Raw genomic sequence first — 12,606 nt, 5'->3', positions numbered from 1 at the left:
GTGTCAGCACCGCCCATCGTTGTTCTACGCAGTAACGATATTTTGTTTACCGGACTGCTGCGCTCGGTGGCCGCAGCAGGAGCGATACCAATCCCCGTAATCTTCACCTGGCCAGGGGCTGGACCATGGTATTCAGAAGCATCCTGTCATTTCAGAAACGCAATTCAAATCGCCAATCCTTTTACGAACGCCGAGCAAGCCGTCGAAGACATGATCGCGCTTGGAGAAAAGCTTCGCGCAAAATACGGACAGCCGCTTATGGTATTGCCCAGCAGTGATACCAACTTAATGTTCATGCTGGATCACTATGATCGTTTCAGCCCCTATTTTTACATGATGGGAAATCGTCATTTTGACCAAGCTCGGCTTGATGTGCTCGAAAAAGATCGTTGTGCTGCGCTACTTGAATCAAAAGGTATTGCAGCGCCTAAAACCTTCGCTTGCAAAAACAAACACGACATCACGATAGCCGCAGAGAATGTTCCTTATCCCTGTGTCTACAAGCCCACTCGCAAAGACTACGGACAAAGTTTTTATCGCGCGCACCAGGGACGAAAAGCCATTCGCTGCGAGAACAAAGACGAGTTAGAAAAAGAAGCTTCAGACCGAAATTGATGCCGGCTTTGAACTCGTTGTGCAAGAAGCGGTTGTCTTTGAAAGCGCAGCGGAAGAAATCCCAATGTACGTCTATGCAGACGAAAACGCCAAACTTCGCATGGCCGCAGCAGCTATCAAAGAAGAGATTGACCCGCCGCCTTTTGGCACGGCGACCGTGCTTCGATTGCATAGTCCGCGGATTCTTATTCAACAGGCTCAGGCCGTTGCTTCAGCGCTAAACTGGCATGGCATTCTCATGATTGAGTTCATTCGAGATCAAAAAGACGGGCAGTGGAAAGTGATCGAGATCAATGGCCGGCCATGGCTCTTCTTTGATTTTTTCAGAAGAGCAGGCCTGGACTTTGCACATCTGCTCGTCAAGGACCTAAACGGAGGCCTTCCAGAACCGGACGCGATTCAAACCCCGCGCAGTTTCTCGCTTGAGCCAGGATACGTGCATGTGGATTTGGGCTACGCGATGAAAAGAGCATTTGACGGGAATCCTGCCGATATCGAAACCTTGCGTACATGGCTGCAAACCATCACAGGCTCACTGAGTAAAAATTTTTACGAAGGCCAAGACGAAGGACCCGCTCAGCTCGAGTGGGAAGAGCTTGGCAAACGCTGGGGACTGAAACCCGAAGCCATCGGAGAACTTGTTCTTGAGCACTGTGCTAGTTATTAAGGCTTTTGTCGGCCAACATGTTAGGATCGAGCCATGACGTCTCAAGATCTTGAGATTTCTGTGGTCATCCCAGTCTATCGCTCCAAAACGATGCTCGCAGAGCTGCATGAGCGACTTAGCCTTGCGCTTGAAAAGCTTGGACTGTCTTACGAAATCGTCTTTGTCGACGACAACTCATCGGACGGGAGCTGGGAAGAGCTTGTCGCTCTCGCCGATAAAGACTCGCACATACGGCTCGTGCAACTTACAAAAAACTTCGGGCAACAGCGAGCGGTTCTCTGCGGACTTCGCTACTCCCGTGGCCGTTTCGTTGTCACCTTGGATGATGACCTGCAACAACGTCCAAGTGAGATAGCTTTGCTCTACGAAGCCATCAAGCACAGCGATGCGGATGTCGTGGTAGGTCGCTATGAGAAAAAGAAGCATGGTCCAATCCGAGCGCTGGGAACCTGGCTCGTTAAAAGGGTCGCTCAACTTACCATTGGTATTCCCAAAGAACTTGAACTAACGAGTTTTCGCATCATCCGCCGGCAAATAGTCGATGAAGTCGTAAAACTACGGAGCACTAACCCGATAGTGGGCTTTTTGTTGTTTCACATCACGCACCGCATAAGCAATATCACGGTAAGCCACGACCCCCGTCGGAATGGAAAGTCCTCCTACAGTTTAAAGGGGCTCATCGACTACTTTCTATGCATGGTCATCGACTACTCCGACTTACCCTTGCGCTTTGTGGGTTGGGTGGGATTCCTGTCGTGGATTTCAAGCATAGGGTTGGCACTAAACTATCTCCGGTTGTATCTACTAAACCGTATCGGGGTCTCAGGTTTCATGACCCAAGTACTTCTTTTGCTGTTTTTTTCCGGCGTCATCTTGATGACTTTGGGCATTATCGGAAGCTATCTTATTCGTATACTGCGGGCATCAAATCAAATGGAAATGTATATTGTGAGGCGCGAGCGATAAATCGCCCAAAAGGGAACGTGTAGGATGAAACACATCAAAGGGATCTTATTGGCTGGCGGACGAGGGACTCGCCTCTACCCGATGACCTCCGTTTTAAGCAAACAGCTACAACCAGTGTACAACAAGCCGATGGTTTACTACTCGCTCACCACGCTGTTAGTAGCTGGGATCCAAGAGATACTCATCATTTCAACCCCCGAAGATTTGCCAAACTTTGGGAAGCTTTTTGGGGACGGAAAAAGTGGGGGATTCGGCTGAGCTATGCTGAACAGGACCAGCCACGCGGTATTGCCGAGGCACTCGTCATTGGCCAAGATTTCATTGGCAACGACTCAGTCATGCTCATGCTAGGAGACAATCTAATTTACGGGCGCTTGGATTTTCTACGCAAAGCCATCAAGAGCAATGGAAAAGACGCCACGGTATTTGCTTATCCAGTGCGCAACCCATCCGATTACGGTGTGGTTGAGTTTGACATCGATGGCAAAGCACTAAGCCTTGAAGAAAAGCCTCAGCAGCCCAAATCGCATTGGGCAGTCCCGGGTATGTATATTTACGGGCCTGGTGTTTCCGAACGCGTGCGTTTTTTGGAAGCATCGCACCGTGGGGAATTGGAAATCACGGACCTCAACAAGATGTACCTAAGTGAGAAGCGATTACGTGCAGTTAAAATGGGGCGAGGACTCGCTTGGTTTGATACAGGAACACCCGACAGCTTGATCGCGGCTGGAAATTTTGTTCAAGCCATTGAAACCAGGCAAGGGCTGGTCGTCGGCTCTCCAGAAGAAGCAGCCCTACGATCGGGTTTTTGCTCACTTGATCAGTTCAAACAAGGTATTGGACAGCTTCCGGTCTCACCTTATCGGGACTACCTGCAAGGAATCGTCGATGATTTACATCGTTTCCCAAGCGAGTATCCCTCCGCTTTACTCGAGCAGTAAAAACCAAAGTCAGCGGATGCTTTTCAACGTGCTTATAAAAGCAAGAGCAACCTCGTTGGCTTGCTCATCGCTAAGAGCAGGATGAAGAGGCAAGCGAATAAGGCCCGCACTAAGCGTCTCTGTAAATGGAAGGCTCTGCTGAGCTTTGCCTTTATAAGCAAGGTGCAAAGGTTCATAGTGCGATGTGCAATGAACACCAGCCAGCTTCATCTGTTTTAAAACAGGATCACGCATGCTCGTCGTTTGGAGGTACACCGGAAAAAGATGCGCTGAAGATTTTGTGTGCTCTGGAACCGTTTGCAGAGCAAAGCCTAATTCCTGGGCATAGGGACTCAAATGCTCACGGTAGATATCGACGATGCTGTTGCGGCGCGCTTGGATAAAATCAGCATGCTCCAATTGGGCCAACAAAACCGCAGCCACATAATCCGCTGGCGCATAGGCAGAACCCATACCTTGCCAGGTGTAGTGATCGACTTCCCCGCGCATAAAGGCCGCACGATTTGTGCCTTTGTCACGAAGAACTTCAGCCCGAGCAAGGTATGAAGCATCATTGATCACGAGCGCGCCGGCAACGCCGACACTGATATTTTTGGTCACATGAAAGCTCAGCGCAGCCAAGGGAGCAAAGCAGCCCAAGGCTTTATCACGGTGCGTAGCAAATAAGCCGTGTGCATTGTCTTCGATAAATTTATAACCGCTTTTCTTACAAAACGCAGCTGTTTCTGCAATATCACGGGATACACCTCCGTAATGCACAGCGATCACGGCCGTGGTTTTTTCGGTCAGTGCACCTTGCAGCTCGGGCAGTTCCATCGAAAAAGTTTCTTTAGAGACATCTGCAAAGCGAATCGTTGCGCCACGCAGGGTCACCGCATTGGCGGTCGAAGCAAAGGTAAAAGATGGCATGACGACTTCATCGTCAGGGCCCAGTTCATGTAGCAATGCACTAAGCTCAAGGGCATGCGTGCAGGATGTCGTCAACATCACCGATTCTGCACCAAGGATTTTCTTGAGCTGATTTGTGGCCCGTGTCGTAAAAGGTCCATCAGCGCCAATGTGACCGCTTCGTAGCGATTCACTTGCATACTGAAGCTCCTTCGGAGCCAGAAAATGGTCATTGTAGGGAATCATCACTTCGTATTATCTTCTGAAATTGCCACAATGGACAATTTTTGTCCGCTTGCATTAAGGTGAAGACGATAGAAGTCACGGTCGGAAAAGCAATGACGCAACTCAGCGAGCATATCGTCCCGATCGTCGGCAAATACGATACGTCCCGCTAGTTCCGGATGAGAAGGCGGCCAGTGCCTGACTTGAGAGCCAGAAAACTCGGGCGGCGGCAGCAAGTGAGACCATACCTCCTCGTAGTCCGGCGTAAGCAATACACTGTGATCCAATCGCGGATCATCGAGAAACATAGCAACCGAACGCTGCATCAAAGCTTGCTCACGTAGCACACCAGAATAAAGCCCGATAAAACACGCAAAGCAAAACAGAGCTGCGCTGGGCAGTATTGCGGCATAGTGACGGGGGATCCGGTGGCGAATAGCCAGCTCCGCGGCTTCTCGCAGACCCAAGGCTGTCGCGATAACCATAGGAACCAAAGCATCCGCGTAGTGGATCGGGCCAAGATGGTGCAATCCATGATCGTCGTGGAGCAATGCCAAAAACAACTCCAGAGCCAGTCCATACGAAAGAAGTCGTGCGAATCGATTGCGCATAGCGCCGAAAAAGAAAAATGGCAGAAGCAGCGGGCCAAGCCCCCAAAGGATCAGATTGATGAGATTATAATTTAGATTGGCTCCAAACCGCGTCCAAAGGAGTGAGAAATTCTCAGCTAACTCATGGGGCAAAAGTGAGCGTCGATTCAAAGATCCCGTTAGCTCGTTTACAGCAAAACGACCTGGAACGAAAAATGAACCGCTGAGGATGCGATTATGAACTGCAAAAACCAGACACGGCAAAAGCAGTCCCGATAGAGCGAGCACACGATGCTTGTGCGTTGGCAGCGCACTAAGCAGCGACAAGGCGAGAGGTAAAGCAAGAAAGGCAATTTCAAAGGGGCGAAACAGCATGGCAGAACCCAGCACAAAGAAGAAGTAAAAACTTTGCCTCGTTTGCGCTTGCCTGATAGCTTTTTGGAAGAAAAGCAGACTGACCGCAAAGAGAAAACGGGATCCAATGTGCGGATGATTGCTTACCGACACAAAACTACCCATCGGTGATAGCACGAGCAGCATTCCACCAACCACAGCCCAGCGCACTCCCGCTTCGCGATAAAGTACTATCGCTACAACGCACGGGGTTAGCGCAGACAAAAGCAAAAAGATGAGCGACCCAGTCCGACTCAGCACAGATAGCGCCCAAAGCAGTTGGCCACCAAGATAGTCAAAACTCGATATAAAACCATCGTGAGCCTGCAAATACAAAGTCGGCAACGCTTTAGAACAAGCAACAAAGGGCAGATGCCAGCGGCCGGAAGCCAAAATCTCTCCGCCAAATCGCGCAGGAGCAATGTCATCCAACAGGTCAAACCCCAGGGAAGCATAGTGTTGCAACGCGGCATAAAAGGCCAACGACGAAACGAACAGGATAAGCAGATAAACCCGCGCATGTTTGTTGAGCAGCAAGGCGCACCGTTTTGTTAGCTGTTCAGTCCAGTTCGAAAACAGACTTACGAAACCCAACCCAAACAGAAAAACACCAGGCCAAAGGACCACTGCATACGACAATAGAAAATAGAGTTCACCCGCGCTTGCAGCGGTAAAAGGCGTCAGAAAAACAATTTTGTAGCCCACCGCGGTTTTTCGAAGAGCAAAAAACGCCAAGATTAAAACGAAACCCAATACGAGAATAAAATATTTTTCACCCGCGACACGGCCGCGACTTCGTTTGTGCGATGTATCTGCCACCAGCTGCTCTCCGACACGACACTACAGCGAAACAGTGCGTTTTACGAAAAAGCAGGCATTTTTCCGTTAACCATTCGCGCCCAAGAAAGCAGAGATCGGTTTTTCGATAGGTGGATCGCACTACGCGTGCGCGTGCATCGCAAAAGCTCGCGGAAAGTCCTTGCATCCAAGAGTCCCTGAACGAACGCCCTGATGGAGCCATTGCGGCGGCGCTGGACTCTAACGCGCTCCTTTCAAGAGCCAACCAAGTTCCAGCAAGGAGGTTTCCTCAATCAATTCAATCAACAAGAAACGGCATGACCTTTGCAAACTTCTCTTTCGACGCCAGCAGATGGCTTAAAAAAAGAGGGGTTATGAGTAAGGACAAAAGCGAATGGGTACAGGATGTGGAAGCCGATTTGATGGCCACAACATGTCCTGAGTGTGGACACGATGGGCTAAATTTTTGTTTCCGTTGCGATTTACAGTTTGGTGAATGTCTTGCAACCGCAAGCTGTGGACAATGCAGCATGGTTTTCATCGTTGAAATCGAAGAGGACTTTCCGCCTAGTGTCCAAAATGACATTGACGATACAACTCCTGCAAAGCGCATATCCTGCGATCCGGTGACGCGCACCTGCACTTACGAGTAATAAGCACGCTTAGTTTTTAGCTTACTTACAAGGGGAAGGCAGATCAATCTGACTCGACAGTGCCAAAAGCCATGGATCGCTTTTTAAACCTGGCATGTTCATCGCCTGCTTAATACGAGCTCGGACCTCTTCTGTTTGTCCAGCGCGCAACATCCATTCCATTTCGGTAAGCAGAGCTTCTCGGTTGTCACCTTCAAGACGTGCCCGCTTCAATGCAGCAGGCACTTGCTCGAGTTCGCATGCAGCAAGCGATGCCATCGCACGATGAAGATGAACAATCGGAAAATAATACATGGCATCGGAGACTTTACCGAGTAAGGCCATCGCTTTGTGTGCGGCATCTCGCTCTGTTTGGTTCACTGGAGCTCGAAATCCCGCTCGGGCACCCTCACGAGCAAGCGGTCTCAGCAACAACAACGCCGAAACCCAGGATTTGTACAAACGATTATTGGGGTCATGACCGAGCGCATCGAGTTCGCGGCGGATAGCGCCGGTGCTTGTTTGAGAATCCAGCACCCACGCCGCATCATAGAGAGGCTGAAGCCTGGTCAAATCCCTCAAACCAGTGCTCAGACTTTTGCGAACAAAAGCCGCGTGGTGGTTTTCGATATTAACCAACTGCCAGTCCGGATGCTGAAGCAATGCCTGAGTTGCTGCAACCTGCGCATCTGCGGCGAACTCCGTGACAATGGTATTGGTGCTCGGGTAGCGATACAGCAGCTGCTCCAAAGCAGCGGGGGTTGCAAAAGAGGCAGCGACTTCCGAGACAAAAGCCGCTCCGTAAAAAGGCACTCGCCCATCCACCAAAAACTTCGCCGTTGGCATGGCGAACATCAGGTACCAAGCATCGTCGATACCTGCTAAGACTTGAGCGTGCTTTAGCCTCCTCGAAAGATAGCGGCCGGTAGCAGCTGGTAATAGGTTTTCACGACGACCCAAACCAAAACCCAAATTAGGCGGGACGTTTACAATCACGAGCGTTGCAAACACAGCGCTCGCGAGTGCGGCAGACAGGTAGACCGGTCGGTGGTAGGAGGGAAAGGTTTTCTTTATCCATGATGCAAGCGTAGGAGCAAGCAAGCCAGCGCTGAGCAAGACAAAGGGCGCATGAAAGCGGAGCGAACGAAATGCCATCACCGCAAGGATACTCACCGATATCAGACGTGCACGCGACAGAAGCGAGCCACGCCACATGGCAGGGCTCAGCACAGCAGCTAGGGCCATAAAACCGTAGACGCTGTTCTGATGCCAACGCGAATAGCCCACCGAGTCTTTCGCCCACTCACTGACGAGCTCGCGGTATTCTGGCCTAAGCACGTGCTCGATTGCATCAAGCAATATCTTAGGCCCATACGGCGAAACACAAGAGGCAAGCACTTGCAGGCCCAACACGGGCAAGATCCGTTTCCACACCCACGCTCTATTCACGCCGGCTAACAAGTGAGCGCCAGCCAATAGAGGACCAAGCAAGTGCGAGCCATGGAGGTTTACCCACACAAGATGCAACACGGTGATAGCAGCATAGCCAAGACCTACTTGCTTTTTGCTCGCTTTATCGTTTAGCAGCATGCTTAACAAGCAAAGCAGGGCAGCAGCAAAGAAATAACCAAATAGGTGAGGACGCTCGCTTAGGCGTACTCGCGCAGCAGGCAACGCAATAATGAGAAGGATAGCAGTGAGCCACGCCGTAGCCGCGGGATTCTCAGATCGGTAGCTCGCTAAACGAAAGAGCAGCCAAACAAAGCCCAACAACAGAAAAAGCTTAGCGACTACCACCGCATTGGCGCCACCCCAATGGTAGAGGCTCCAAAGCACGATATCGCTGCCCCATTCATAATTGTGCCAAGCCTGCGGTTCAGCCTTCCAATAGGAGAAAAAATCAAGCAACGGCACGTAGCCCAATTCCCAAATTTGTCTACCTTGCGCTAAATGACCGTAAGCATCCGAGTTGGAAAGCGGAAACAACGCTGCCAAGAACATCGCCATGCCACCGAGCGCTGTAGCAAAGTAAATGCTGCGCGCCCTCATGAAGATTGCTCGTCTTTGTGGTGCTCGCGCCGAGCCAGCGTACGTTCGACTTGGAAAAAGTACTCCCAGCCGCCCACTAAATCCCACTGGTTGATTTGATAACGCAATAGTGGCTTGATGAATGCATTCTCAACATGCGCCGGAAATTTCAACGCGGTTGCAAGGAGGGTGCGAACAGGTTGCATGGAAAAGTCCGATTCGACTATCGATGGAGCCGAACGCAACACTTTGCCCGAGATCCCAAAGGTCTTTGGAAATTTGGACCAAAACTCAGGGCCTAAATCGTGAAGGTGCCGTGGCCACTTCACTCGATAGTTCGGAAAAAACCGTTGCAGCGGAGCATCACACGGACTGCGCGCAAAGAACAATCCGCCTGGGCTGCAGACCTCAAACAGCTGAGAAAGCACTTGAGGTAGATTGCTCAGGTGTTCAATCACCGCGCTAGCAAGCACCACATCATAACGATCCGTGCTTTGCCAAAAACGTTCAACATCAATAAAACGAAGCTGTGCCGAACTCTCTTTGGTATAAAGGTCAACGACTGTAGCCGTACTTTTACCACTGCCGCCTTGAGCAGCAAGTTTTTCCAACACCATCTTGGATAACGAGCCATCTGAGCCGCCAAAATCAACGATTCGAAGTTCTTTTTTGCGAAGATGAACTGGAAGGTGTTTGACGATATGACTGGCTAGACGCGCAAGCGCTCTAGGGCTTTCAATCAAATCCGAATGATAGTGTTGTGGATCGTACAAACTTGCCAAAAAACTTTCGTTTGGAAAACGAGATGCACTTTTTCCTCCACACGAATCGCACCGCAGCAGGGTAACCTCCGGACGGCTCTGCAACTGCACGTAGGGCTTTCGCTCTGCAGAAAAACCACAAACCGGGCACGCCCCTAGAAGCGGGCCAAGCTCAGATTCATCCACATGCAGCGAATCCATCTTCTATTCTCGAGGATTCAGTAAACCACCTTGCCAAACCTTCTCGCCTTTGGACATGGTTTTGTACAAAGTCGCAAAGGCAACCAAGCGGCCTGCGGGGGAATTCTGATCAAAGGTTTCTGATGGGTCGATATCACCAACGCCATGTTCTGTTCGCCCATCGTAAACAACGATATCGCCATATTCGACTTCGCTTTCATAGAAATAGCGCTCGCCATCAATCACGGCAAAACCGCCACCTTCTTGGAAATCAACCCCCTTTTTAGTCATCACCATTATCAGTTGATAAAAAGAAGGATATCCTTTTTCTTCCTGCATACGCGGCACGACATTGTCCTTATGGGAAATAAGGAATCCGCCACCCGCCGGATAGTGATGAATGCGCGCAGCCGTCCACATCCCATCATCGATCTTATCAACCGCAAAGTTGAGAGGAAGGCCATAGAGCACGTTGCGAACTTGGGCAAGCTTGCGAAAGTTCTCGCGCATGCCGTAGATGTCCTCTGCCCAAATGGGGTTGTAAATAGTCCGCAAACACCGCGGCCGGTAAACACCGTAACCCTGCGCACCACCAATCGAGAGTTTCTGATAGTTATCGTGAAGAGCAGACGGATCTTCGCCCACACTTGGATGATCATCTTTTGCTGAAAACCGTTTCTTGAAAGCCTCTTTTGCTTTGATCACAGCTTCAGGGGCAACCACGCCACGCACGCGCAAAAACGCATAACGCTCCATGGTCTGGAGCATGGCTTTACTATCAAGCTCGCTTGGATCCTTGGCTTCAAAGGTCGTAGCCTTCAACAGCTCTTGTAGTGATAGGCCCATGGCCGAAACCGTATCCCAGGCCCTATACCTTGTCCATTTTCGGTCGGAAGGAATAGTTTCCTGTCACCAGTAGCACCGCACCCACACCAGCCCAAAGCACGCGCACAAAGAGTGTAAGCACTGCAACAGCGGCAGCAGTTTGTGCAGAAACCCCAGCATGAGCTAACACAAAAACCAGGCCTCCTTCGCGAGGACCGACTCCTCCAAAGGAGGGGACCATGCCGAGCAACCAAACCGCCGGCAGCACCGTCATGTAAAATAAAGGATTCAGCGCGATGCCCAAGGAAACTGCAGCAAAGTAGGTTGAAGCCATGCTTGCAAGATGGCTAAGCACCGACAAAAGGACGAGGGCAACAACAAGCCGCGGATTGGATGCATAATTTTTCAGCTGCAAAATAACCGCGTAAAATCTATTTTCACGGCTGATGTGTTTTGCGAGCCGAGACAATATCGGGGAAGGAAGAAAAGTCACTAACAGAATCAGCCCAGCCCCTCCCGCAACGATTCCATAGCGAAGCGTGGGCCTAAGGTCATATACCGAAAAAGCAGCAAACCCTGCAACGCCGAGTCCAAGCAAACAAAACAAGCCGATAATCCGCTCAATGCTCACATTGACCGATGAATGCACCGCATTCGGAAAGCGGCGTGTAATCCGAACGATGCGGTAAACATCGCCCCCGACGATGGTGGGAATAAAAAGCCCCACAAAACCCGATTCGAAATAATAGCGAACGAGCTCGCCAAGGCCTGGCGATATCGCATCGATTTGCAACAGCCGCTTCCATCGCATGGCCATCAAAAGCACCGAGAGGCCCAAACACAGAACGCTTAGCGACAAAATCCAAAAACGAGTTCGTCCAAAGGTCTTCTGAAGGGAATCGAGGTCAAGATACCTCAAAACAAAGTACAAAAACACCAGCGTGATCGCAAAGCGAAACACTAAAGTTAGCGCTTTTTTTATGCTCGGTTTTTGTACCATTCGTTTTCAAAAGCTCGGTGCTCTTTGCTCTTTGCTCGCATCCACCACGCTTGATGATCTAAATACCATTGAACGGTTTTTTTGAGCCCTACCTTAAACTCAGTACGTGGCGCCCAGCCAAGTTCCTTTTGAATCTTGGAAGCATCAATAGCGTAACGCAGGTCATGGCCAGGTCGATCCTGCACGAACGTTATTAGCCCTCGACTGCTGCCTGCTGCATGGCCTTGGAGTTCATCAACCGTGTCTAAAAGCAAGCCAACTAGATCGATGTTTTTCTGTTCGTTATCTCCGCCGATACAATAAGTCTCGCCCACTTGGCCTTTTTGAGCAGCAAGGATGAGCGCATCGCAATGATCTCCCACGAAAAGCCAATCTCTTATGTTCTGGCCTTGGCCATACACCGGGACCGGCTTCTTTTCGATGGCGCGGCTAATCACAACGGGAATAAGTTTTTCCGGGAATTGATAGGGTCCGTAGTTGTTGGAGCAGTTGGTAATGATCGTAGGCAAGCCATAAGTGTTGCGCCAAGCACGCGCCAAATGATCACTGGCCGCTTTTGAAGCCGAGTAGGGGCTCTGAGGATCGTAGGGCGTGCTTTCGTTGAAGTAGCCCGTACTGCCAAGTGAGCCAAACACCTCGTCTGTTGAGACATGAACAAAACGCGCGCTGCTATCACCAGCCCAAAGTGCATGCGCGGCCTGCAACAGCACGAGTGTTCCTTGCACATTGTTTTCGATAAAGGCTTCCGGCCCAAGGATCGAGCGGTCCACATGTGTTTCGGCTGCCAAGTGAAACACGACCGTCGGCTGATGTCGTTTGAACACCTGATCAAGCGCTGCCCGATCCGCAATGTCCACATGCTCAAAAGCGTGATGCGGGTCTGCTTTTAAATCGGCAAGGTTTTCAAGATTGCCGCAATAGCTAAGCTTATCGAGACTCACGATTTTGCTGCCTGGATACTGCGTGCGCAAGGCATGCACGAGATTCGATCCAATAAAGCCAGCCGCACCTGTTACTAAAAAAGTCATACCTTGGTTCCGATCAGAGCACTAGCGCTTCATTCTGTCCACTTCGATAGCGTTTGGCTGCGCTTGCAG

At 50.5% G+C, this 12,606-nt stretch carries 11 protein-coding genes and 1 pseudogene; 5 read left to right on the top strand and 7 right to left on the bottom strand.

Annotated elements, in window-relative coordinates; translation table 11 throughout:
* From IPJ88_12090 to rfbA, 4 genes and pseudogenes are all read left to right on the top strand, one after another.
* Window positions 1-615, top strand: a complete 615-nt coding sequence (locus IPJ88_12090; GenBank protein ID QQR88956.1) for a hypothetical protein — start codon at window positions 1-3, stop codon at window positions 613-615.
* Window positions 616-634: 19 nt separating this feature from the next.
* Window positions 635-1,282, top strand: a complete 648-nt coding sequence (locus IPJ88_12085) for a hypothetical protein (protein QQR88955.1) — start codon at window positions 635-637, stop codon at window positions 1,280-1,282.
* A 33-nt stretch (window positions 1,283-1,315) separates the two neighbouring features.
* Window positions 1,316-2,248, top strand: coding sequence for a glycosyltransferase family 2 protein (locus tag IPJ88_12080; protein QQR88954.1), 933 nt, complete (start codon window positions 1,316-1,318; stop codon window positions 2,246-2,248).
* Window positions 2,249-2,281: 33 nt separating this feature from the next.
* Window positions 2,282-3,189 (top strand): annotated as a pseudogene (gene rfbA, locus IPJ88_12075) (glucose-1-phosphate thymidylyltransferase RfbA).
* A gap of 9 nt (window positions 3,190-3,198) precedes the next feature.
* Here the strand turns inward: rfbA and rffA are convergent.
* The gene (rffA, locus tag IPJ88_12070; GenBank protein QQR88953.1) at window positions 3,199-4,323 is read right to left on the bottom strand and encodes a dTDP-4-amino-4,6-dideoxygalactose transaminase; all 1,125 of its coding nucleotides are present in this window, start codon (window positions 4,321-4,323) and stop codon (window positions 3,199-3,201) included.
* Entirely contained in the window at window positions 4,323-6,104 is a 1,782-nt protein-coding gene (locus IPJ88_12065; protein ID QQR88952.1) for a hypothetical protein, read from the bottom strand. Before IPJ88_12065 ends, rffA begins: the two co-directional genes overlap by 1 nt.
* Before the next feature lie 353 nt (window positions 6,105-6,457).
* Here IPJ88_12065 and IPJ88_12060 point away from each other — a divergent pair, with 353 nt between their 5' ends.
* A complete protein-coding gene (locus IPJ88_12060) occupies window positions 6,458-6,736 on the top strand; it encodes a hypothetical protein (GenBank protein ID QQR88951.1) in 279 nt (92 codons plus the stop codon).
* Between the two features lie 21 nt (window positions 6,737-6,757).
* Here the strand turns inward: IPJ88_12060 and IPJ88_12055 are convergent, their stop codons facing one another.
* From IPJ88_12055 to rfbB, 5 genes are read right to left on the bottom strand one after another with little or no spacing between them, the layout of a single operon-like run.
* Window positions 6,758-8,764, bottom strand: a complete 2,007-nt coding sequence (locus IPJ88_12055; GenBank protein ID QQR88950.1) for a hypothetical protein — start codon at window positions 8,762-8,764, stop codon at window positions 6,758-6,760.
* Complete coding sequence (locus IPJ88_12050; GenBank protein ID QQR88949.1) at window positions 8,761-9,705, bottom strand: methyltransferase domain-containing protein; 945 nt, start codon at window positions 9,703-9,705, stop codon at window positions 8,761-8,763. Before IPJ88_12050 ends, IPJ88_12055 begins: the two co-directional genes overlap by 4 nt.
* Window positions 9,706-9,708: 3 nt before the next feature.
* On the bottom strand, window positions 9,709-10,530 hold the full coding sequence (locus IPJ88_12045; GenBank protein ID QQR88948.1) for a hypothetical protein: 822 nt from the start codon (window positions 10,528-10,530) through the stop codon (window positions 9,709-9,711).
* 22 nt (window positions 10,531-10,552) lie between these two features.
* A complete protein-coding gene (locus tag IPJ88_12040; protein QQR88947.1) occupies window positions 10,553-11,509 on the bottom strand; it encodes a flippase-like domain-containing protein in 957 nt (318 codons plus the stop codon).
* Entirely contained in the window at window positions 11,488-12,537 is a 1,050-nt protein-coding gene (gene rfbB, locus IPJ88_12035) for a dTDP-glucose 4,6-dehydratase (GenBank protein ID QQR88946.1), read from the bottom strand. Before rfbB ends, IPJ88_12040 begins: the two co-directional genes overlap by 22 nt.
* Between the last annotated feature and the right edge of the window lie 69 nt (window positions 12,538-12,606).

The sequence above is a fragment of the Myxococcales bacterium genome (genome assembly GCA_016699535.1).
In the GTDB taxonomy this organism is placed as follows: domain Bacteria; phylum Myxococcota_A; class Polyangia; order Polyangiales.
The sequence above is the reverse complement of the archived record's forward strand: the minus strand, read 5'-3'. Positions and strand labels throughout refer to the sequence as shown.